The 23,901-nt window shown below is 53.6% G+C and carries 12 protein-coding genes and 1 pseudogene; 9 read left to right on the forward strand and 4 right to left on the reverse strand.

Annotated features, from left to right (window positions below; translation table 11 throughout):
- Positions 1-208 precede the first annotated feature (208 nt).
- Positions 209-403, forward strand: coding sequence for a hypothetical protein (locus tag NDI45_RS24835; protein WP_190792607.1), 195 nt, complete (start codon positions 209-211; stop codon positions 401-403).
- Between the two features lie 215 nt (positions 404-618).
- On the opposite strand, the gene NDI45_RS24840 is transcribed toward NDI45_RS24835, so the two are convergent.
- Together NDI45_RS24840 and NDI45_RS24845 are read right to left on the reverse strand one after the other, a co-directional pair.
- On the reverse strand, positions 619-1,611 hold the full coding sequence (locus tag NDI45_RS24840; RefSeq protein WP_190792608.1) for an SDR family NAD(P)-dependent oxidoreductase: 993 nt from the start codon (positions 1,609-1,611) through the stop codon (positions 619-621).
- A 70-nt stretch (positions 1,612-1,681) separates the two neighbouring features.
- Positions 1,682-2,587, reverse strand: coding sequence for an AraC family transcriptional regulator (locus NDI45_RS24845; RefSeq protein ID WP_348249276.1), 906 nt, complete (start codon positions 2,585-2,587; stop codon positions 1,682-1,684).
- Between the two features lie 493 nt (positions 2,588-3,080).
- Here NDI45_RS24845 and NDI45_RS24850 point away from each other — a divergent pair, with 493 nt between their 5' ends.
- The 3 genes from NDI45_RS24850 to NDI45_RS24860 all read left to right on the forward strand — a co-directional run bounded on the left by NDI45_RS24850 (position 3,081) and on the right by NDI45_RS24860 (position 5,620).
- Positions 3,081-4,064 (forward strand): sulfurtransferase, encoded by a 984-nt coding sequence (locus NDI45_RS24850; protein WP_348249277.1) that lies wholly within the window; start codon positions 3,081-3,083, stop codon positions 4,062-4,064.
- Positions 4,065-4,188: 124 nt separating this feature from the next.
- Positions 4,189-4,404, forward strand: a complete 216-nt coding sequence (locus NDI45_RS24855; RefSeq protein WP_348249278.1) for a hypothetical protein — start codon at positions 4,189-4,191, stop codon at positions 4,402-4,404.
- A gap of 16 nt (positions 4,405-4,420) precedes the next feature.
- Entirely contained in the window at positions 4,421-5,620 is a 1,200-nt protein-coding gene (locus NDI45_RS24860) for a YeeE/YedE family protein (RefSeq protein WP_348249279.1), read from the forward strand.
- Between the two features lie 19 nt (positions 5,621-5,639).
- On the opposite strand, the gene NDI45_RS24865 is transcribed toward NDI45_RS24860, so the two are convergent.
- Both NDI45_RS24865 and NDI45_RS24870 read right to left on the reverse strand, forming a co-directional pair.
- The gene (locus NDI45_RS24865) at positions 5,640-5,831 is read right to left on the reverse strand and encodes a hypothetical protein (protein WP_348249280.1); all 192 of its coding nucleotides are present in this window, start codon (positions 5,829-5,831) and stop codon (positions 5,640-5,642) included.
- 296 nt (positions 5,832-6,127) lie between these two features.
- A pseudogene (locus NDI45_RS24870) lies at positions 6,128-6,325 on the reverse strand (DDE-type integrase/transposase/recombinase); the annotation flags it as partial.
- Positions 6,326-7,030: 705 nt separating this feature from the next.
- On the opposite strand from NDI45_RS24870, the gene NDI45_RS24875 reads away from it, so the two are divergent.
- The 5 genes from NDI45_RS24875 to NDI45_RS24895 all read left to right on the forward strand — a co-directional run bounded on the left by NDI45_RS24875 (position 7,031) and on the right by NDI45_RS24895 (position 23,886).
- Complete coding sequence (locus NDI45_RS24875) at positions 7,031-9,526, forward strand: hypothetical protein (RefSeq protein WP_348249281.1); 2,496 nt, start codon at positions 7,031-7,033, stop codon at positions 9,524-9,526.
- Positions 9,527-9,549: 23 nt separating this feature from the next.
- On the forward strand, positions 9,550-12,972 hold the full coding sequence (locus tag NDI45_RS24880; protein WP_348249282.1) for a DUF6603 domain-containing protein: 3,423 nt from the start codon (positions 9,550-9,552) through the stop codon (positions 12,970-12,972).
- Positions 12,969-16,358, forward strand: a complete 3,390-nt coding sequence (locus NDI45_RS24885) for a hypothetical protein (RefSeq protein WP_348249283.1) — start codon at positions 12,969-12,971, stop codon at positions 16,356-16,358. Before NDI45_RS24880 ends, NDI45_RS24885 begins: the two co-directional genes overlap by 4 nt.
- 71 nt (positions 16,359-16,429) lie before the next feature.
- Positions 16,430-22,042, forward strand: a complete 5,613-nt coding sequence (locus NDI45_RS24890) for a hypothetical protein (protein WP_348249284.1) — start codon at positions 16,430-16,432, stop codon at positions 22,040-22,042.
- Positions 22,042-23,886 carry a hypothetical protein gene (locus NDI45_RS24895; protein ID WP_348249285.1) on the forward strand — a complete coding sequence of 615 codons (1,845 nt, stop codon included), beginning with the start codon at positions 22,042-22,044 and terminating at the stop codon, positions 23,884-23,886. Before NDI45_RS24890 ends, NDI45_RS24895 begins: the two co-directional genes overlap by 1 nt.
- Positions 23,887-23,901 lie beyond the last annotated feature (15 nt).

The following is a 23,901-nucleotide window of genomic DNA, read 5'->3' on the forward strand; positions in this document are numbered from 1 at the left end:
CTCATCTGCATAAGCTTCAGAAGTTGCCGGGGCGCATCGTGCGGTACTTTAAACATCCTGCCATTGCTTATGCTGCCTGACCTTATGCACTCTCTATACTTGCCAGGTTAATATCAGTTGAGCGACATTCGGAACATTGCATTGGTTTTACCCTGGTTTCATATCCCCATTCTGCAACGCCCAAGAACGCACCCAAACAGGACTACAAGTGGCAAGAGCCAGAGGTCGGAAAGGGGGACGACAGCAGAAGCTGCCACCCCAAGAGATTGAGATTGGGCGATCGTTAGCAGCAGATCCAAAGCGATCGGTCACTTCCATCTGTGAGCATTTGGGAATTAGCCGTCCCACTTACCACCGCTACATCAACCTTGAGCTAAACCACACTGCCGAAAATAAACGCTGAGCGATCGCCTGTAATACGCCCTAGAGCCTCGCTCTATCGAGGATGGGGGCAAGGAGCGCTGCCGTTCCTAGTCATTTTTGGCAGTGTGTTGAGTGTTAAAGGCTGCGTTCAGCGGCGGCAGGTAGCTTCTATATTTAGACCAAAATCTTTCGTCTGCAGCTGCAACGCAATTGTTAGACAGTAGGATAATATACTCAACATTCAAGAAACGAGGCTCACGCTGTATAGCTCGCATTGAAGCCCAGCGCATTATCGATCGTCGTTCCTGAAATTGTTTTTGCTGCATTGCTTGCCAGGAAAAGTGCTGTTTGGGCAATATCCTCTGGCTCAATCGCTCCAGCACTGCCCAGTGGACTCACTGGATTAATTAGTGCGTCCTGTTGCTCTGGAGTGGAGACACCCATTGATCGCATCTGTCCCTCACTACGATACATCGCCGTGTTGACTGCACCTGGCGCGATCGCGTTCACTGTGATGTTGTATTGCCCCAACTCTTGAGCAGCTTGCTTAGTCATCCCAATCACAGCCCACTTCGTCGATGTATAAGCACCGTTTCCAGCAAATCCAGCCCTGCCCCCCACAGATGCCATATTGATGATGCGTCCACCACCCCGCTGCTTGAGAAACGGAACGGCAGCTTTTGCTGTATTGAAAACCCCGTGAACATTGACATCGAATACATCGTGCCAGAGTTGAGGGGTTCCATCCTCAAAGCTGTGCCATGCCACATAGCCTGCATTGGCAACGACAACATCAATTCCACCCAATTCCCGGTTCGTGCGTTCTGCCGCAGACTGCATTGCTGCTAAATCTCGAACATCAACCTGAATTTGCAGCACCTTTGTGCCGTATTGCTTGACAGAAGCAACGGCTGCGCTAAACTCATCCAGGTTGGCAACACGATAACCCCGTGAAGAGTTCAGACGAGAGGGATCGGCAATATCCAACATGGCAACATCGGCACCATTCATTGCGAAAACTTCTGAAATTGCCCGTCCAATCCCTCGCGCCGCTCCAGTAACGAATGCGACCTTTCCAGTCAAAGGAAGCGGGCTGGAGGGTTGAGGCTGTGCAGCGGGCTGAGTGGGAGCCTGTGCTGTTGCTTTTTGGGTTCGTAAAGGGGATAGTCCTGCTCCTAGTGTCATTCCAGTTGCAGCCAAGGCAGCACCTTTGATTAATCCACGACGTGAACGATTTAGCTTCTTCACTGGTTCGCTCCTCCTAAACTCTGAGGACAGCTTATCGAAACAGCCGTGTCGAAAAATTGTAAAATCTTGCTTAGCTTGCAACCTGCTTGAAGAAGCTTTTGGGTGGAATGCCGACGACTCGCTTAAAGGCTTTGGTAAAATGCGCTTGATCGTAGAAGCCCACCTGCAACCCGATCTCTGTCAGATCTGGTTTACCGGCGATCGCAATCAGCTTCTTGGCACGCTCGACTCGGTTTTGCAACAGATATTGATGTGGGGAAAGTCCCAACGAATTTTTGAAGAGACGCGCAAAGTGAAATGCGCTCAGGTTCATCTGTTCGGCTAAGTCAACTAAACTCAACTCCTCGCTTAGATGTTCATGAACGTACTCGATAATCTGCTTTAGCTGCTGTGATGAGAGCTTTCCAGCTGCTTTACGCAGTTTTTGGGAACGACCGCTGTGATACTCAATCAGATGAAGAGCAAAGGCGACCGCAAGCGATTCACCATAAAGCGTGCCACAGTAGCTTCCAGAAGCTAATTCTGCTCTAAAGCGACGAGTAAAGTCAGCAATTGTTGTATCAGCTTCACCTCGACGGGTTAGAAAACTAATGTTTTCTGAAGCACCCGTATCTTGAAACGCTTGGCGAACAAATTGAGGGTCAAGGGCGATCGCCAAAAGCTCAAAGTTTCCCCACCATCGAGGAAAGTTGATATCTCCATGTGTCTGTAAGCAAAAATCACCTGGGTTCAAAGTCGTTTGTCGCCAACGCTTGCCCTCTTTCCATTCGTAGTAAACAGGTTGACCAATGTTGACCGCCAAACGATGTCCATCGATATAGTGTTCGGGCAGTTCAAACGATGAAATTCGGTGAAGTTCAACAGTGATTCCCTGCCAACCTGCATTCACGCTCGAAAACAACACACTTCCAGCAGGAGCAGCCGGAAAGATATTTCCAGTTTGACTGTTGACCAGATGAATCCGGCTATCTGACATTGGCAGTAGGAAGTGATTTTAAGTATATTTTGGACTGAAATCACTCTACAGGCAATCTTCTGATTACTGTCCCTACATAGAGAAATTTTCTGTGCTTGATAGCCTCTGCTATTGAGGTATTTGGCATTGCTGCTTAAGGGAATACAAACGTTACCATCGTTTGTCCTTAACAAGTTCTTGCGACACAACCGCCGTTAAGGATTCCTGAACAAAAATATCGTGCGGGGGTTCGTAGGTTCAACCTGATGTCGACTGATGTACCCCCATTCTTAATTTGCGGTTACTCCTACTTTAATCCGCTTAAATACCTGATCGAGCAGATTCTCCTTGCAATCGATCCAGCATTATGGGATATTCTTTAGCATCCACGGTAAGTCGATGTATTTACCGTACTTTATAGAAATGATAGAAGACGTTTACTTTCAAGCCATCAGAAATGGACGGCTTCTGACTAATTTCGCCTTAATTTTGGTTTCTCTAATGGAGTAATGGCATGGCTTCTAGACTTTGGCAAGGTTGTCTCAAGCTGAAATTATGGACGGCAAAATCCTTGCGAATTAAAGGATTTGCATTTGTTGTTTCAATGTTTCTGGCAGCGATCGTAATTCCATCTCTATCAATTCTGCCCTCGCTAGCGACTGAAACATCTGATGTGCAATTTGTGCAGCCCACTTGGTTAACTCAGCACGCGAACGATCCTAAACTTCGCATCCTGGATGTCCGAATTAGTCCGTTCGATTACTTTGGTGGACATATCCCGAATGCAGTGCATATTGCAGATAACACTTTCCGGGGACCCAATGGTACACTTCCCGTGCAGTACTGGGAAGCCGATAAATTACGATCGCTCTTTTCTCAGGCAGGCGTGAGTGACGATAGTAAAGTCCTCGTTTATTCCGATGGTCGGGATGTGTTAGGAGCAACGATGGTCGCTTATCTGCTCGAACGCACTGGACATGCCGATGCTGCGGTTTTGGATGGGGGCTTTGCAGGGTACAAAGCAGCCGGATTGCCCATTAGTAAGGAGTTTCCTGCTTACGATCTTGGACGTTTTACAGTACGCGATCAGCCCACCGTACGAGTGACTTTAGCTGAGGTCAGACAGTTAATTGGTAAACTTGGCGTGACTTTCATTGATCCTCGTCCACCGGAACTGTTCTCCGGGCAGCAGCAGGTTTGGGCGCGAAATGGACATATTCCTGGTGCTAAAAATATCCCCTGGGTTTCATTTACCGTGGGAGAATCAAACTTCCACCAACTGAAGCCTCTGGATGAAATTCGTCAAATTCTGGCATCGCGCAATGTGAAACCCACAGACAACATTATCGTGACCTGCAGTACTGGACGTGAAGCAACGTTGCAGTATCACGTTCTGAAGCACCTGTTAGGATACCCCAACGTTCGGGTTTACGAAGGATCTTGGACAGAATATTCCTCCAATCCAGACTTGCCTGTAGAGACAGGTGCCGGTGCTTAATGCAGGTATTTTGAGGAAAGTGGAGGATGGGATCGCAGGAGCATCAAAAACTTAGCTAACTATTCCCTACTTTCCATTCCTGTTCCTTTTTGCTTAATGTCTCATTACTCTTCTGCGTCATCTCATGCGATTTATTTTTTTACTGTTTGGTGGAGCGATCGCCACTACATCTGTTCTGGGTTTGGCTCTTCTTTCGTGGATGGTTGAAGTGAGTTCAACTAGCCTGGGATACATCGCAAGCTGCGCCCCCAGTCAGCCCGAAGAACCCAAGAAAGAGGGTTCCTCCCAGGAATCTTCTCCAACACCGTCTCCGTCTCCGTCTCCGTCTTCTCAGTCGTAACCGCCGCAGAAGTTCCATGTCTAACATTGCCCTATCCCAGTATCCGCAATCTTCTCCCCGTCCTCAAACAATCCCGATCGCCGTTCTGTTTGGGCTGTTTGCGCTGGGAGGGATCGTTGTCAGTCCCTTTGGTGGGCTAAAGCAAAGTGTTTTATTTTTGATTGGCGGACTGTTTGGAATAAGCCTGTATCACGCTAGCTTTGGCTTTGCCTCGTCCTACCGAAAACTGTTTGTCCACCGTGATGTGAGAGGCGTACTGGCACAACTTCTGATGCTGGCGATCGCAACGCTGCTCTTTGCACCATTCCTGTTAGCCGGAAGTGCTTTTGGTCAGAGCTTACGGGCAGCGGTTGCGCCAGTGGGCGTCCAGGGAGCGATCGGCGCATTTTTGTTTGGTGTTGGGATGCAGTTAGGCAGCGGTTGTGCCTGCGGTACGCTCTACACGATCGGCGGCGGCAGTAGCATGATGCTGTTAACATTGCTGACCTTTGGCATCGGTTCTTTTTGGGCAAGTCTGACCGGATCAGTGTGGGCAGGACTTCCTGCGACTGACCCCATTTCCCTCCTCAAATCCTGGGGATGGGCAGGGGTTGGATTACAGCTTGTTCTGCTGGGTGCGATCGCTTTGCTGCTATGGCAATGGGGCAAATCTAATCAGACTGCGGATGATATAACCCCTACTCCTGCTGAGCCTTTTAATCTGAAGCATTTACTGTATGGTCCCTGGTCGCTCGTGTTCGGTGCAATTGCTCTTGCCATCCTGAATGGATTGACGCTGCTCATCGCAGGTCGACCCTGGGGTGTTACCTGGGGATTTACCCTGTGGACAGCCAAAATTGCGCAGGCGTTGGGCTGGAATCCGGCAACCAGCGAATTCTGGAGTCAGGGGATGGGAGCCGAGGCACTGGAGCAGAGCATATTTGCTGACATTACCTCCGTGATGAATTTCGGCATTGTGCTGGGAGCTGCCCTCGCTGCTGCGCTGGCAGGACGCTTGACGGTCAAAAAACCTGTTTCCAGGTGGGCGATCGCCGCTGCGCTAATCGGGGGCTTGATGATGGGCTACGGGGCAAGGCTGGCGTTTGGCTGCAATGTGGGAGCTTACTTCAGCGGCATCGCTTCCACCAGTTTGCATGGCTGGCTGTGGATTACCTTTGCTTTACTAGGAACAGGATTGGGGATTCGGCTGCGATCGCTGTTTCGGCTCTCCAACTAAGGCTGCCTAGATATGCGTTTTAGATATACATGGCAAAATAATTGTGACTTTCGGTATTCATAAATATCGTCACTTCTTCTTTCGCCTGTCCATCATGAGTTGCTGTGACTAAAAGTCTGAGATCTTCGTCAGAAATAAAGTCACCGCAGCATTCATTTGCCGATACTGCCTGATTCATTTTCTTGGGATAGCTCAGGTTTAGATTATTCATAATCGTGATGAACTGGCTGCGGGTGCGATCGGCAAAGCGGGGATTCGATCGCTGGTTTCAAGAGCAGTTGCGCCAACTACCCGAATTTGACCAGCGCTGAATAAGCCTGAAACCACAAGTTGAATAAACAGAGCGCAATGTCAAGCATTAACGATATAGATTTGGTTTTTCGCTTAATAAAAACCGAAGGTAATTGAACTTAGAGGACATCGCCATGAATTTCACTTCTCTGCGCCAAGCACGGTTGTATCGCGAATAATTCTTGAGGACAGATGATTCTTGTACAGAGAACGAGGCTATGCTACGGCTCCAAAAATTTGACACACGAGTGCTGCCTGAGCAATTACATCTCCTCGTTCTATATCTTTGACTTGTCCTTTTCTCATCCTATTCATTGCCTCGATCCCGCTCAGAGTTTTTCTGGCACTGTTAAACGACTTGAACCCCATCATCAGCTTCACAACCCGCTTGATGTTCCGATGATCCTGTTCAATGTGCTATGTCGCTCCCTAAATCCCTCAAATTGTTTTTTGCCGCGCTTTAAGTGCGAGGGGAACTTTGAAAGTAAGGTTAATCTGGTTTAGTTTCCTCAATTTTGAGGGGCTAGGGGAGCGGTTTGAGTCAGGAATGCCAATTGAGAAAAGACCAGCAATGGTCACTCGTTGGTCGCCTGCCTTACGACAAATATGGTTTCGAAACCGAGCAGGGGGCAACCTACCTGCTTAGGTCAACAACTCTTCTCATGCTTCCTTTCCTTTATCTCCATCATTTTCGATACATTTACCCTATTGTTGCTTTCATCTTTGTTAAGAAAAACTTGACTTCAAATCTTGTATAGAACGATTCAGAATTTCATCGTCATATTGAGGTGAATTTGTAAATATATCCGTCATTTCCTCACCTGCTGAAAAAGTTGTGCCACACTTTGTTTATGGCAATTTGTTATTGAATTAGTAGGAGACTAATGTGTTTGAGGTGCATCCCTCAGCGTTACAGTTTCCTCAACGATCTTGCTCAGGTTCTGTTCTCTTGGGGATTATCTCCAGGTTATCTTCAGGTCATTTTCCGTTTAACACATTTGGTTTAGCACACTTGATTCAGCTTATTTCATTCAGTATGCTGCATCAGGACCAATATCAGGAGATTGATATCAGGGTACGCCACATCTTCGATTTCTCCTCAGCAGGATGGGTTGCCTTATGCCAGATTTTAATGCGCTACCGCTGATCCTTGCGGGTCCGATCGTGCGGCGAGTTGAGCCAACGCTGGTTTCGGTGTGGATTGCATTATCGGCGGCGCGGACGGTGGAACTGGCGCTGTGGGTAGGTGAAATCGTCGTGCCAACTGCTAGCGACTTTTTTGGCAGTGCAGGAGCTGCCCATCGACGCAGTACCGCTTCAATTCGGATTGGCGAAAAGCTGCACTTTGCGCTGGCGACGATCGACCTGACGGCTTCGCCGCTAATTCCTGGTCAAAATTACGCTTACAACCTCGTTTTCACAGGTCCAAATAACAAAGACCTCAGTACCGAAAAGTATTTAGAAGATAAGGGTCCGGCGATCGAACCTACACGGCTAGCATTAGGTTACTTAGCTGGGCGGCTACCAACCTTTGCGCTGCCTCCAGCCGAAATCGAAAATTTGCGGATTGTGCATGGCTCCTGCCGCAAGGCACATGGACATGGGGCAGATGGACTGGTGGCACTGGACAAAGTGATTGAGCGCACGCGCGCAGAACCCTTGCAGCGACCACACCAGCTCTTTCTTACCGGCGATCAGGTTTATGCAGACGATGTGCCGATGATGCTTTTGCCCCAGCTCACCGTGGCGGGAAATGCGCTGCTGGGCGCGCCTGAAACCCTGCCGCTCACAACTTCTAGCGGAACGCAAAACGTGCAGGTCACGACTGCCAACTTTCCGACGACTTGGCGGCAGGAACTCGTGCGGCAACAAGCCAGGATGAGCAGCGGAGAAGCGTCCAGCCATGTCCTGTCGTTTGGCGAGTTCTGCGCGCTGTATTTGTTTTACTGGTCGAATGTGCTGTGGGACGATTTCGCCAGCAAAGACACGCTGTTTCCCGAATGCCCGGACGATCGATGTCGGGATGCCAACACAATCGTCTCCGGATTGCCTGCTCATTTGCGCGATCTGTATCCGCCACCCCCTCCCGGAAGTTCTAGAAACGATCGCAAAGACCGCATCGACGATCGCAACAAACTACGAGAGGATTACAAGAAACAGCTAGAGGAGGTGAAGACCTTCAAAAAGGCTCTGCCCTATGTGCAGCGAGTTTTAGCAAATGTTCCGACTTATATGATCTTTGACGATCATGAGGTGACGGATGATTGGTATCTGACGCAGGATTGGCGCGACCGGGTATTGACCAGTCCGCTGGGGGTTACGGTGGTGCGAAATGGACTGCTGAGTTTTGCGCTGTTTCAAGCCTGGGGTAATCATCCGAAGCGATTTGAAACCGGCGATCACGCCCAACTGCTGACGCAAGCCCAGGCACTGTTTCCGACAGCAGGCGGACCTGTTACCTTAGTCGCAAACCAGATCGATACGCTGTTTGGCTTGGGGGGAATAGATCCAAAAATTGACTGGCACTTTACCGTGCCTACAGGTCCAACGACAACGGCAGTGCTCGATACCCGCACAAGGCGCAGCTATGTCGGTCGCTATAATCCACCGGGATTGATCAGTGCTGCTAGCCTGGATGCCCAACTGCCTGCGTCCCTGGCTCCTTCACCGGGGGCAGAATTGCTGTTTGTCGTGTCAGCGGCTCCGGTTCTGGGTCTGGCACTGATCGAAGAAGTGGCACAGCCGCTGGGGGCACGCGGATACGCCGATTTCTTTATGTCCGTGATCTGGAATCAAACGCCGAAGATTACGGGCTACATGGAATTTGACATGGAGGCATGGTCGCTAGACGCACCTCAGTTAGAAGCGTTGTTTGCCCGATTGAATCAGTTCAAAAAAGTTGTGATTCTCAGTGGCGATGTTCACTACAGCTACAGCGCAGAAATGGACTACTGGAAGCGCGGCCAGCCCACACCGACGCGATTTGTGCAGGTTACATCCAGTGCCCTCAAGAATGAATGGAGTGCAGTCGCCAAGCGATCGCTCGAAACCGTGACCGTGCAGGAGCTATTGCACAAAGCTTTTTATCCGGTGGCGCGGCTGGGCTGGGATAGTCCGATCGATCTGGTGGGTCGGGTGAACGTGCCAGGAGGAGCGATTCCTCGCAGTAAACGCGCCCTGCTGCGTCGTACTCCGGTTGTGCTGCCGGCAGAAGGCTGGGTAACGGGCAGCAGCATTGACGAACCGTCGGATTGGGCTTGGCGCACCAGTTTGATGAAGGATAATCGACCCGATAACGAAAGCGGCGAAGCCCGCCCCGAAGATGCTCAGGCGACGCGGATTCAGCCCGATTTAATTCCGGCGGACTCGGAGGCTGGCTATGTAGCAGTGCTGGGGCGGGGCGAAAAGCAGCTCGAAGCCAAAATTGCCCGATCGGTGGTGTTTGCCTCGAACTTTGGACTGGTGCGGTTTACAGGCACGAATGTCGATCGCGGGTTGCAGCACGCGCTGATCTATGACCATCCGCAAGACAAAAAAGACGACGATCCGCAGGAATACACGGTGTACAGCCTGACGCTAGTTTCTACATCAGACAGTCAGCCAACAATTTCTTAGTCCGGCACGGAGAGGGGGAAAGGGTGAGTTCGGAGAACATTCGCAACGATTTGCAGCGGCTGGTGAGTGAGATTCGCGACATCCTGGAGCCGATTTCCAAAAGCGTCAGCGATGAAGGCATCCGGCGCGAGATTTTGCTGTCGCTGGGGCTAAACCCGTCTGGCTCAACCCCCGCGCTCAAGATTCCCCCGGCATCGCTTGCCAGCATTGACGCTTATCGGCAGCAGGCGGCGGACGATGTTGATTTGCAAGCCTTTATTAGCGTGCTGTCGGACATCACACGAGTTGTTCAGGCACTGATTGACTTAGTCGCAGCGGCGGCAGCGGCGGATAGCGATGCTCCCGCAGGGTTTGTCGTCGAGGAAGCAGTTAGCTTTTATCTGGAGTCGATCGTACTTGGCTATTTGCGAGTGCGAAATCCGGGCGTTTACATTACAGCCAGTGCCCTGAGGCTAATCGAAGAGCAGGGAATTCGCTTTGGCGGCATTACGCAGCTTTTGTTTCGCATCGGCGAATACTTTGAAAGCATTGGCGTGTCGATCGACGATATGCAAACCGACGAAGATGCCAAACGCGCCTCTGATGTGATTCTGTTTGTTTTAGGGGTGGCGATCGCCTCGCTGGTTGAATGTGAGTTTGTTTATGGCTACGATGCAGGACTACTCAGCGAAAGCCCGATCGCCGATGCTGCCTCGAACCGAACGCTGACGCTGAAGATCAAAGGCAAAACCAAAGATGCCGAAGAGAACGAAGTCGAAGGGTCGCTGCTGCTGAGCCTGGTATTGGTGCCGCGCGATCATGGCGGCGTGGGGGTGCTGACGCGCATCAAAGGCAACGGCTCGCTGGAAGTGCCGATCACTAAAAATTTGAGCTTCAAGATCGATGTCAACGGTCCTGATTTTCTAATTTATTTCGGCGATGGGTCGCTGGATTTCCCGGAGTCTACGGATGCTTCGCTGGGTATTAGCCTGATCTATAAATCCAAGCCACCGTCCGAGTCAGAAGCGGGCGAGCCAGAGGAAGCAAAGGAGGTTATCTGGGGCGATCGCAACGGCATCCACCTGCGGATTGGCAGCGCGAAGCTGGAAGGGGAAGCTGGTCCTAACGATCAGAGCTTCAAGTTAGAGCTAAAAGAAAATGCCTTTGTGCTGGCAACCAAAGCAGCAGATGGTTTCCTGAAAAAGATGCTGGATGCTGTGACCAGCAATGGCAAGCTAGAAACCGAATTTGACTTTAATTTTGGCTATAAAAAGCGCAAATGGTTTGTGGGCGGCGGCATGGGCTTGATGATGAGTTTGCCGCTGCATGAGACTGTACTGTTTGTGAAGATGCACACGCTGACCGTGGGGCTGGCGATCGGTGAAACGGCAGGCGAGGAACCGGGCATCAAACTGGAAGCGTCCCTCAGCTTTGGGCTGGATCTGGGGTCGCTGCAGGCATCGGTCGATCGGATTGGCTTAGCGGGACTGGTAATTTTTGAAAGCGGCAAGTTCACGCTCGGATTCAAACCGCCGAATGGGGTGGGTCTTGCCGTCGATGCGGTGGCGGTTCGGGGCGGAGGTTTTCTATTATTTGATCCCGATCGCCAGGAATATGCGGGTGGGCTAGAACTGAGTATCGCGCTGAGTAAATTAACGCTGACGGTGACGGCGATCGGTTTGATTACGACGCGCTTGCCGGATGGAAGCGATAGCTTTTCACTGCTGGCAATTCTGGCGGTTGAGTTTAGTCCGGCGTTTCAGCTTGGATTGGGCTTTACGCTGAACGGCATTGGCGGCATTTTGGGACTGAATCGCACGATGCGGTTGGAGGCAATGGCAGCAGGCATCAAGAGCGGTGCGGCAGAGCGAATTCTGTTTCCGCGCAATATTGTTGCCAACGCCTCGCGGATTATTAGCGATTTACGTGCCTTTTTCCCCCCACTCAACAATACTTTCCTGATCGGCGGAATGCTGAAGCTGGGCTGGGGTACGCCGACGCTGGTGACGCTATCCCTGGGCGTGATTATTCAGATTCCGCCTGGTACCGTGGCAATTCTGGGCGTACTGCTGGTGCAGTTGCCCACGCCAGAGGCAGCTTTGTTGCAGCTCAAGGTCGGCTTTTTGGGAGCATTTGAGCCAGACCGTCAGCGTGCCTGGTTTTATGCCACGCTCTACGATTCGCGGATTTTGCAGATGACGCTGGAAGGCGGACTGGGTGTCCTGGTTGCCTGGGGCAACGAAAGCAATTTTGTGATTTCGGTGGGTGGCTTTCATCCGCAGTTCACCCCGCCGCCGCTGCCCTTCCCGATTCCCGATCGCCTGGCGATTAATATTCTGAATTATCCGCTGGCACGAATTCGGGTGATGGCATATTTTGCGGTCACATCGAACACAGTGCAGTTTGGGGCACGCGCAGAGCTGTTCTTTGGCTTCGACAGCCTTAGTCTTGAAGGGCATTTGGGGCTGGATGTGCTGTTTCAGTTTTCGCCTTTCTATTTCATTGTTGAAATCTCAGCATCGATTTCACTCAAGGTGTTCGGTGCAGGGCTGTTTTCGGTGCGGCTGCGCGGTTTGCTGGAAGGTCCAACCCCGTGGCGGCTGCGGGGAGCAGCATCGGTTTCTATCCTGTTTTTCTCGATCGATGTAGATGTGGATGAAACCTGGGGCGAAACGGTGGATACGGTGCTGCCGGGCGAAGCCGTGATGCCGCTGATTGCAGGCGAGCTAGAAAAGGAGACAAACTGGCTGGCAGAACTGCCTCCCGGCAACAATCTCCTGGTGTCGCTGCGGAAACTGGAAGCCGCAAGTGATGCGCTGGTGCTGCATCCGATCGGGGAACTGATCGTCAGCCAAAGAGCCGTGCCGTTGGGCGTAAAGATCGATCAAGTCGGCAGCAAGCAGGCAACGGACGCAAACCAATTTACCCTCAGCGTCAGCACCTCCACCCTGGCAAAACAGGGCGATCGCGAAGAACTGTTCCCGATGGCGCAGTTCCAGAAACTCTCGGATACCGAAAAGCTCTCGCGTCCGGCGTTTCAGCCCGTGCCGGGAGGACTGCGGCTGGCAGCGAGCGGCAAACAGGTGCGAAGCAGTCGCCTGGTGAAGCGCAATGTGCGCTACGAAACGATCGTCATTGACACCGAATACAGGCGAAACCCGATCGCCTTCTTCGCGTTCTGGATTGGGCTGTTTGTGCATTTTATTGCCGGAGCCGCCGTTAGCAAATCAGAACTGTCGCACAAGCACAAAAAAGATCTTCAGCCATTTGACGATCGGGTGGCAGTGAAGAGTCCGCTGTTTACGGTTGCTAATCTTGCCGACAACAAGCCCGTGGCGGCGGAGGCGCAGCAGTTTCGTAGCGAGGCACTGGCGCGGGAATATTTGCGCGATCGCGCGGCTGCCAATCCCAAGCAGGCAAAAGCGATGCACGTCATCCCCTTCGATGAGGCAAATGTGAGCAGATGAGTCCTCAAATCGGTTCCTATTCGTTCTTTCCCTGGCTGCGGCAGGGTCTTGCCAACCAGATCGATCCCAGCAGCATCAGCGGCAGTCGCGCCACGATTCCGGTTGTCCTGACGCTGGAAGGGGCCGGACTGGACGGCACAAAACTCACCCGAACGATTCCCCGCAATGTGCCTTTCTTTGGTCCCGGCGACATTATCGGAATCGATCGCCGCGCCATTATCAAAACTGAGCCGCTGCACTGGATCACCAACTTTGAGCCAAACTATCTGCCCTATATCGCGTTCTACGACGAAGATTTTCCCTGGCGATACACCCCGGAAGTGCCAAACAACGATCGCCTGCGTCCCTGGATCGCGCTGGTGGTGCTGAAGGAGGATGAGTTCACCGAAGCCGCGCAAACGACAGACCGTCCTCTGCCTTATCTCAACGTCGATGCGCCCGAAGCTGTGTTTCCGCCGATCGATCAGCTTTGGGCCTGGGCACATATCCACGTCAATCAAGATCTGGCGAGTAACGCGCAGGAAATCATCAGCAACAACATGGATGCTGTACTGCTGAAACTGGAAGCGGTGCTGCGACAAAACCCGGATGTCGCCTATTCCCGCCTTTTGTGTCCGCGCAAGCTGGATGCCAGCACGACTTATCATGCCTTTCTGGTTCCCTCGTTTGAATCGGGCCGATTGGCAGGACTGGGACACGATCCGGCAGGTGCGCCCAGCGTTAATCACGGAGCCTGGGAACCGAGCGGCGGCAAAACAGAACCCAATTTCTTTCCTTATTACTATCGCTGGACGTTTATCACTTCAACTGTGGGCGATTTTGAATATCTGGTGCGCCTGCTGGAACCGCGCCCGATCGATAGCCGGGTGGGTCAACGCGAGTTTGATGTTCAGTTTCCCGGCTCGAATATCAGCGGCATCACTGATCCAAAGCTAAAGGGGGTGCTGCGGCTGGGTGGGGCACTGCGCGTTCCGTTTAAGACGCTGGATGATGATCAGAAGCAAGAGTTTGAGTTATACGATCGCTGGGATCGATCGGGCTATCCCCAGGCGTTTCAGCGCGATCTGGCAGCATTTATTAACTTGGCGGACGACTATCAGCAGAAAACTGCCCTGCAAGCGCATAATGACAGCTCCTACGAGGCGACGATTCCTGACCCAGGCAATCCGGGTGAAACGCAGACCGATCCCGACCCGCTGATTACGCCGCCGCTATATGGACGCTGGCATTCGCTCACGCCTCGCCTTTTAACTGAACGAGACGGCACAGCAGTCACGCCCAACGACAACTGGGTGCATCAGCTCAACCTCGACCCGCGCCATCGGATTGCTGCCAATTTTGGCACGGAAGTCGTGCAGCGCAACCAGGAAACCTATATGAATGCTGCCTGGGAACAGATTGGCGATGTGCTGGAGGCAAACCGCAAGATTCGACAGGCACAGCTCGCCAAATTTGTGGCTCGGAGTTGGTATGTGCAAACGGTGCTGCCGCTGGCAAGAAATGCCGCCAAACGGGAACTGGCTCTTTCGCTGATCATGCCTGTCCGATCGCGTATCCTTGCCGATCGCGTTACGGTCTATCAGCAGGTGAAAACCAGCATTGTGCCGCAGGTGCTGTTCTCGACGGAAGCGCGGCGAATCTTGCGTCCCGGCAGTCGATTAATGAAAACCCTGCCCTTCGACAGCGGGCGCAATCCCGGCAATTTGGTCGATCGGGTCAATCGGGGAGAAGTGACGGCAAATCTGCCCAAGGCTCCGTTGGAGGGCGCACCAACGCTGGATGATCTGGCAGACGCACTTGAACCGCCAGATAACACTGTGCCGGACATCATTAAAAATTTGCTGCGGCGGTTTCCCTGGCTGCTGCAAGCCCTGATTTTGCTGATTGTGCTGCTGATTGTGCTGGCAGTTTTGCTGAGAGGGTTTGGGGCTTTGCTGGCTCCCGTGATTCTGGCGATCGCCTGGCTGATTCCCCTGGTGCAGCGATGGCAGGATTTAATGGCTCCGTCGGTCAGTGTGCGCGAGGACAATCAAACGCCCGATCGGGTGGATAATTTGCCCCAAAGCCCAGATTTTCGCGTGATTACTGATCCGAATGATCCGTTTCGACCGACCGCGGGCAACAGCGACAGTCGCGAAGCCGTGAACTATAAAGCGGCACTGCGCGATGCCTACACGATTATTCAGGCAAGCCGCACGGTTAGCGTGCCTCTACGACCGGTGCGACAGCGGTTAAACCTGAATCAAACGATCGATCGACTGGTGACGGGGATAAATCCCAGCGTTACGATTCCGCGCTACGTGGGTCAGCAGCTCGAAATTCCCGATCGAATTCGCGACCAGGTGAGTGAATCCCTAAACGATCAGTTTGTGGAAGTGATGGCATATCCGGAAATCGATTTGCCGATGTATCGTCCGCTGGTAGAAGCGTCGGAAGAGTCTTTTTTGCCGAATTTGAAATACATTGAGCAAAACACAATCTCGCTGCTGGAAAGCAATCAGCCATTTATTGAGGCATACCTGGTGGGCTTAAACCACGAGTTTGCCCGCGAGTTGCTGTGGCGTGAATATGTGACAGATCAGCGCGGCAGCTACTTCCGCCAGTTCTGGGACCCCAGTGGTTATCTGGATGCGACCAATCGCGATCGCGAAACTCTGCGCGAAAAGCTAAAAGACATTCCACCGCTGCATCGCTGGCTGCGAACCTCCAAGCTGGGTCAGCATGACCACCGGGAAGAAGATGGTGCAGTCGAAGAAGAAGTGGTGCTGGTGATTCGGGGCGAGTTGCTCAAGAAATATCCCGATGCAGTGATTTATGCCCACAAAGCGAAATGGATTCGCACCAATAGCGGCGCGATCGATCGCACTAAACCGCGTGCGCTGGAAGATTCCGGCATTGGCGATGCCCAAAACCCGTCACGAGACGTGATTAAAACGCCGCTCTACGAGGCAAAGGTGAATCCAGATATTACCTTTATCGGCTTTGATCTCACCGTTGAAGAAGCGTTGGGCGGCACGGAAGGAACCGAGAACGATGATCCGGGCTGGTTTTTTGTGATCAAAGAGCGACCGGGCGAACCCCGTTTCGGGCTGGACATCGGCAGCAGCCCCAAACTCTATACCTGGAATGATCTGGGCTGGGAAAACCTGATTCCCAACGTGCAGCCCGGCGATATGCTGCAAATTACCAGCAGCAGCCCCACCCTCAGCGTTGAGCCAACTCTCCCCAGTCCAACGGATATTCGCCAGGAGCAAGCAAGGGACGATCGATCGGTGCGCTGGTCGGCGGGCATGGATGCAGCGCAAGTGGCATACATCCTGTATCAGGTTCCGGTCATGATCGCGGTTCACGCTGCCGAAATGCTGCCGCGCCAAACTTCTGAATAATCGCTAGAAATAATCGCTCCGAATCTTCACCCTGATTCATCCTTATTATTTTGCTTGAGCGAGGTCGTCCTATGGTATCCGAGTTTCCAATGTTTAGGAGCCAGTTGCAGCAGTCGCGGCGGCAGCTTGAGCAGGATAAACAGTCCCTCTTCCTCACCGAAGAGAAGCGAAAACAAATCGAAACCCAGCAGGCACAGCTCGACCGCACCTTTGACCCCGATCGAGAAGCCGATCGCGCCGAGCAAAAACGACTGCAAACGCTGCACGACCAGACCGTGCGCCAGATCGATCGCCTCGGCGAACAGGTTGCTACCACCGATGCCACGCTGCAAGCTACCCTCGATCGGTTTGCCGTCCTCAGCGACCCCCGCGAACGGGTGGAGCAGCTCAGCGACCTATATCCGGTACTGCTGCTGCCTTTGCGAATCGAAACTCGCTTCAAGCAGGTGCAAAGCGGGACGGGCGTTCAGTATCAGCTTTGGGTGCGGGTCTTCCCAGATGATTGCGCGGTGGATACCTTTGAAGCCGCCCTCAGCAAAACCGAAGTTCGCAATGCGCGTCGCTATTGGGCGCAGGTCTGGCGGGCAGGCAAGGATGAAACGCTGCGGCGGGCAGCATGGCGCAATTTGGTGGGCAGTCATGGTTCTGGGCGGGCACTGTGGATTGTGGAAAACTACCGTCCCCTCAACGAGGATCAGATTCCCGAACGCGATGACCAAACGATCGTCCTAGTGATTCCGACCGGGGAGCCGCTGACGGGGAGCATGGCTGAACAAACTGCCATCTTTTGGGAACGGGTCTGGCGTGCCCATGATGATGCGGTTGCGCTGAGAAATGCCCAAAATTTTCTGGCTGAAGCGGTCGGCGAGGAGCAGGCACAGCGCATTCTCAAAGACTATCGCCCCTTTAACCTGGACGATCCGCCGCCCGCAGGTTCTCCTGATCGCGCTGAAACCGCCGTGATCGTCACAACGATCGCCTTTGAATCTGACGAAGCCACCCAGACCAAACGCCGCGCCTGGTCGCGTGCCCCGCAGGTTTCTGTGTTGCCCGATCGCCTGGTTCTCATGGGCTACAGCGGCAACAGCCTGACGCTGCAAGCTCTGGGCAACCCGATTCCCTCGCCGCTGATTGTTGGACCCGACCCGCTGGCAGCCGAGGACGACCAGATTCGCCAGGAAGGAGACGATATTGCCGTCAGTTCTGCAATGCGCTGGATGGTGGACTTTGAGGAAGCGGTGCGGGTTGGCATGGGATTTCGGGTCAACTTGAGCCAGGCGCAATATGCAGCGGGCTTTGATAAGCTGCTGGTGCTGGGGGTGCGGCTCAGCTCGGACGAAACAAACAGCAAGCAAATTTTTGAGCAGCTATTGCGAAGCCATCACTACAGCCGGGGCGGTCTCAGTTTGATTCGGCAGGGCACTCCGACGAACAATACCGATGAGCAAGGGTCTGGCTTTTCCAGCACAGCGGACGCGGATGCGAGCTATGAGACCCTCACCAAAAGTAAACGATTATTTGAGCGAAATGACGACTGGTACGATCGCGCCGATGGCCAGTGGTGGGCAGAGCTGCTAGGGATTGATCTAACCTTGCTTCAGCAGGTGCAGGGGGCAAACCAGACTGATGTGCGCGATGCTCAGGCAATGAATCTGGCTTTGTTTCCGGCAACCCTGGGCTACTTTATGGATACGATGCTGGCGCAGGTGTTTGACGATCGATCGATCGAATTTGTGCGGCAGTTTTTCACGCGGTTTGTCAGCGGACGGGGAATGCTAAGCGCGATTCGGATGGGTCAGCAGCCCTATGGCATTTTGCCTGCTACGGTTTATAGCCGGATGAACTGGTCGCGGCAGGAAGGCTTCAGCGCGGCGTTATTTGCGAGTGTTGGCAGCAGCGGCTCACCAGGACTTGCCAAGCTCTACGAAGTGCTGATGCGGGCCTATGGCGTGTGGGGCACATTGCGCGATCGCGTGTCTTATGTAGGCAAATCGGGCGATCCGCATCAGATTTTGCTGGATGTGCTGGGTCTGCATCCCACGTCGGTTGAGTTTGACCAGCGGTATGCGGAAAGCCTGGCGCAGGTAATCAACACCTTCAACTTGCAGGGCTGGCTCGATCAGCTTTTGGTCACGCTATCGCTACTCATGCAGGGAACCCAAATTCTGCGCGACCACGGCTATGACCCCGATCGATTGGGTCGTCCCGATTTGCTGGACAAGTATTTTTTCGCCAAACCCTACGCGGTCAATCCAGAGAACCTGATCCACGATCTGCCGCTTTCTGAAACAGAAGGAATTCGTGCCTACACCGCTGATAAACGCAACTACATTCAGTGGCTCATCGATGCTGCCCGCACGTCGCTCGAAACGATTCGTCAGCAAGCCGGATTAGACGAAAAGCCTACATCGCTGCTGTACCTGATGCTGAAACACGCGCTGACGCTTGGCTATTACGACACTGCCCTGCGGCTGAACCTCACGGCGGGCAATCTATCGCAGCCTCAACTCCAGCAGATTCGCCGCGAAGCCAATTTTATCCACATCGCAGCCGGAACGGAAAGCAGCGAAAGCCGCTACAAGCTTCTCTATGACAACATTGCGAATATTCCTGACCGTCCCGCAGGTCAAACCGTCGCAGACTACATTACCTCTATCCTGTCTACCGCCGATGATGCTGCCCGCTTGCAGGAACAGATCCTTGCCCTGGAGCGATTACAGAATTTGTCTACCGCTCAGCTCGAACGCGCCTTTGTGGAACACCTGGATACCTGCACCTACCGGCTGGATGCCTGGCTGCAAGGATTGGTGCAGTATCAGCTTGCCGTAATGCGCTATGTTGGCGTGGATGAGGAAGAACAGGCGCGATCGGGGCTGTATCTGGGGGCGTTTGGCTGGCTGGAAGCGGTGCGTCCGAAAAATAAGGCGCAAACTCCGGTATCGCTGAGAGATCCTGAGTTAGCGAAAGTCTTTAACCGCGAGGGGGATGTGCCCCTGGTGCGAGATGCCGATAACCTGGGCTATGTCCATGCGCCTTCTCCCAACCATGCAGTGACGGCGGCAGTGCTGCGAAACGGCTATGCTCGCAATGCCACCCCGGAAGATCCAGGCGTGTTTGCTGTTAACCTTTCTTCGGAACGGGTGCGGCGGGCAATGGCGATCGTTGAAGGAATGCACAGCGGGCAAAGTCTGGCTGCACTCCTGGGCTATCAGTTTGAACGCGGGCTGCACGATCGCTACGAGGAAGCCGAGGTCGATCAGTTTATCTTTAAGCTGCGAAAAGCCTTTCCCCTAGTTGCCGATCGCATTCGCGACACTGCCCGCCCCGTCGAGGATAGTGCTGCCGATACTCAAGAATCGATCGAAGCGATCGAAGCCCGTAACGTGATTGATGGCGTGGCTCTGGTGGAGCATATTCAGTCTACGGGCAATGCCACCTATCCTTTTGGCAAAAACTGGCTGCCTCCCGCAGAACCAGCCCAGCAAAACGCGATCAACGCCGAAGTGCGTCGCTTGCTCGATACCCACGATGCTGTCGCCGATCTGGGCATCGCCGAGGGAATTCATCAGGTGGTGCAGGGCAACTACGATCGCGCTGCGGCTTCGGTGGATGCGTTTGCGAGTGGCGATCTGCCGCCCATTCCCGATGTGGTTCAAACACCCCGCAGCGGCAAGGGATTGACCCATCGCGTCGGACTCCACCTGCAACCCGGACTGTTGCCCACCGATTCTCCGATTGGTCTGGCAGTTACGCCTCGCGCCAGTGCAGAGCCAGCGATCAACCACTGGTTAGCCCGGTTGCTGCCTCCACCCGATCGAGTTGGCGTGAGGGTGTCTTACGTCGATGCGGACGGAATGACTGGACAGCAAATTGTGACGCAGGCAGAACTGGGGCTACAGCCGATCGATCTGCTGTATTTGCTGAATCTAGATGGCGAGCAGGGAAGGACTGCTTTGGACGATCAGATCGTGAAATCCGTCAGTGCCGGAAAGCGACCCGACACCCCGATCACGATTCTTTATACCCAGCGCATTGCCCCCCGCTTCGCTTTCTTTGAACTGGCAGCTCTGATGTCTGAACTGCGAGGGCTGCTTCTGGGGGCACGATCGCTCAATGCTGCCGATCTAATTCTCCCCAATGAAGCCGACTCGAAGACTCAACCCCTGCCCGAATACCGGACGGAGCGGCTCAACCATGTGCGCGATCGCCTCACTGCTTCAGGGAATCCCGTTCAGCCCCTGCGAACTCTCATAAGCGAACTCACGCCTTTGCTCAGCGACCCGAGGGCCAACCGCACTGCGCTGATTAGCAACATTGACGATCGCCTGAATCGCTTCATCGAATCTGCCGCTGCTCTAAACCAATTTGGCTTGCCGCAAACGGGCTATGGCTTTGCCCTGGACTGGAAACGCCTGCGCTACCGCGCCCTGATTGCCAAAATTGAAGACTTGCTGAATCGCTGGCAGGATAAGCTCGATGCCTTCGATACCTTGCTGACGCAATACGATGCCCTCCCCGCTGCAACCACCGACGACGATCGCTTTGCCCTGCTGGCGAATATCGAAGCTGAGGTTGCGATCGTTCTCACCGACCCCCTGCCTGCCAATCCTGCTGACTATCGGGCAATCGTGATCGATCGACGCGCCCAGTTTATTGCTAAACGCAATCAGTTCGCTGCCCTGAGGGAAACGTCAACGCCCAATCTGGCAACGCTGCTAGCAGACCTTCAAAGCACCAGCACCAATCTGACAGATTTCGATTTTGTGCGGCTGGAGCTTGACCCGGATGGAGATGAAATTGTACGGTTCAGCGGCGATTTGCTCACGAATGCTCAAAATATCGTTACGGATATCGAGGCGCGGTTGGCAAAAATTAGCGATCGCCTGACCGCATACGGCACGGTAACCACTGCCCGCGATCGAGAGTCTGCGTTTACCGAGGCGGCGCATTTGCTGCTGGGTGATGACTTCCAGGTAGTTCCAGAGTTTCAGCTCGGTTCGGCGCAGGCAGACGAACTCCAGAAGGCATACACCGACAAAAACACGCTGCTCACCTATCTGACCGCCACGCTCAACCTCGAATTCCCTGTTGATGAATGGCTGTACGGCGTTGCCCGTGTGCGATCGATGATGCAGCACTGGGAAACGGCAACGATGCTGAGCGAGGCGTTTGTGAATCGGGAACTGCTTCTGCATCCGCTGCAATTGCCCTACCAAAAGGACGATCGCTGGCTGGCTCTGCCCTACCCGCCGGATCTGAAGTTTGATACCGATAAGCTGCTATACACGGCACATTTCGCCGTCCCCTTCGATCGCACCCTGCCCCAATGCGGTTTGTTGCTGGATGAATGGACAGAGATTATTCCCACGACCGAGGAAACGACCAGCGTTGCCTTTCACTTCGATCGCCCTAGTGCCGAACCGCCGCAGGTGATGCTGCTGGTCACACCGCCGCAGATTAACGGACGCTGGGAATGGACAGATTTAGTCGATACGCTGCACGAAACGATCGAGCTTGCCAAACGGCGGGCGATCGAACCCGATCAGATTGCCAGCACTGATTATGCCCGCTTTTTACCCGCAACGATTACGGCGGTCACGTTCAATCCGATCACGATCGCGCTCAATTACGCCGTGGCAAATCAGGTTTATGACCGAATTAATCTTCAAACGAGGGAAGAATAATGCCTGAACCTACCATTACCGACATCCGTCAGGCAATGCGGGTGCGTCGCTTTCCCACCATTACTTTGTGGAATCGGCTGGAAGGGCGACCCCGAACCCATGACTTCAACGAGGCACTCAAAGCCGCTGTGCGTGACCCGCTGTGGATGCTGACGAAGCAGTGGCAAATGGGCGAGTTTAAGGGCGATGATGCCGGTTCACCCGTTTTTGCCAAAATTCACCTCAGCACTGCACGTCTCGATGCGTTTCAAGCAGGCGATCATTCGACGCAGCCCTTCAACACCGACATTCCGCTGGAAGCACAGGTGGAGCGGCGCACGATTTCCTTTGAGCGGGAGGGACAGTTTATCGCCCTCGATCTGCGTTTGCTGATGGGACGACAGTGGCTCAAACTAATGCAGCGAATCGGCAATTTTCGGCAGGAATTTCTCGACCGTTATCCGATCGCCCTACCTGACCCCAGCGATCGATCCAATGCAGCCGTCTGTGCCGATTTCGAAGCCTGGCAGCACGTTGCCGCTGTTGCTGGACGCGCGATGGACGGCTATCAGCTCTACCAGCATCTCAAAGCAGGCGGATCTGCTCACGACGGCACAACCATCTCCGCCGCCGACCATGCCGCAGTGAACGATCTGGCAACCCGATTTGTCACCTGGTTTGAAGCCCTGTATTACCAGCCCGCTCCTGAGCCAGATGCAAATGGCAGCGATGCCTGGAAGCCAGAATATTTAGAATATCAATTTGCCATCTCTGCCCCCGATGAAACCGATCGCCCAGTAATGCAGGCAGAAGAGTACTATCACGGGCGACTCGACTGGTATAACCTGGACATCGATCCCGATCGCGCCACGCTGGAACCGGCCGCTCCTGACTCAGCACCAGAGACAATTCCCCCGCCTACCCAATCCTTTATTCCGGTTCCGCTCAGCTTTGAAGGAATGCCCAACACGCGCTGGTGGACGTTTGAAGACTCCCGCACCAACTTCGGCAACCTCAGCCCTGGCACAAAGGATCTCTCTAAGCTGATGCTCATGGAGTTTGGTTTGGTCTATGCCAACGACTGGTTTCTGTTTCCGCTGACGCTGCCGATTGGAACAACCACGCGCATCAAGGGTTTAGCCGTCACGAATGTTTTTGGCGAGCGCACCTGGATCGAAGCTGCCGGACGCGGAGCCGATGAAGATTGGCAGCGATGGAATCTGTATACGATGGCAATTAGCGGCACAGAAGATTTGCAGGCGGATATGCGGTTTGTGCTGCTGCCCACAGTTCCTAAAATTCAGGAAAGCGATCCGATCGAGGATGTGCTGCTGATTCGTGATGAAATGGCAAACATGGTTTGGGGTATCGAAACACGTGTTCCCCTCCCGCATGGGCGCAGTCGCCCCGGTCACGAAGCGGCGATCGATCTGGCTCGCTTTTACGATCGTCTGCTAAACGCCACGCCTGCACCAGAACCACCCCCTGCGGCTGCCCCGGTTCGCTATACGGTGATGTCCAATAAGGTGCCGGAAAACTGGATTCCCTTTATCCCTGTGCAGGTTCCGGGAGACAATCGGCAAATTCAGCTTCAGCGATCTGCCTTACCGCGCATTGTTGCCCGCAATCCAGCCTCGATGGTTGAAAAGATTCGTCCGCGAACTGCCTTACTGGGCGAGGGGCGAGCCGTCAATGCCGCCTATTTTCTCCACGAAGAAGAAGTCCCCCGTGCGGGTATTCGCGTGATGCAGACCTTTCAGCGCACCCGCTGGCATAACGGCAGCGTGACTACCTGGTTGGGAATCCGCAAGCAAACCGGACGTGGGGAAGGATTCAGCAATCTACGCTTTGACTACCTGGCCTGATGGGGTGACAGCAAG

Source organism: Leptolyngbya sp. GB1-A1 (genome assembly GCF_039962475.1).
Classification (GTDB): domain Bacteria; phylum Cyanobacteriota; class Cyanobacteriia; order Elainellales; family Elainellaceae; genus Leptolyngbya_A.

Coding starts and splice junctions, on each gene's coding strand:
- NDI45_RS24845 (WP_348249276.1), bottom strand. CDS start 2,587: ATGTCAGATAGCCGGATTCATCTGGTCAACAGTCAAACTGGAAATATC.
- NDI45_RS24850 (WP_348249277.1), top strand. CDS start 3,081: ATGGCTTCTAGACTTTGGCAAGGTTGTCTCAAGCTGAAATTATGGACG.
- NDI45_RS24855 (WP_348249278.1), top strand. CDS start 4,189: ATGCGATTTATTTTTTTACTGTTTGGTGGAGCGATCGCCACTACATCT.
- NDI45_RS24860 (WP_348249279.1), top strand. CDS start 4,421: ATGTCTAACATTGCCCTATCCCAGTATCCGCAATCTTCTCCCCGTCCT.
- NDI45_RS24865 (WP_348249280.1), bottom strand. CDS start 5,831: ATGAATAATCTAAACCTGAGCTATCCCAAGAAAATGAATCAGGCAGTA.
- NDI45_RS24875 (WP_348249281.1), top strand. CDS start 7,031: ATGCCAGATTTTAATGCGCTACCGCTGATCCTTGCGGGTCCGATCGTG.
- NDI45_RS24885 (WP_348249283.1), top strand. CDS start 12,969: ATGAGTCCTCAAATCGGTTCCTATTCGTTCTTTCCCTGGCTGCGGCAG.
- NDI45_RS24890 (WP_348249284.1), top strand. CDS start 16,430: ATGGTATCCGAGTTTCCAATGTTTAGGAGCCAGTTGCAGCAGTCGCGG.
- NDI45_RS24895 (WP_348249285.1), top strand. CDS start 22,042: ATGCCTGAACCTACCATTACCGACATCCGTCAGGCAATGCGGGTGCGT.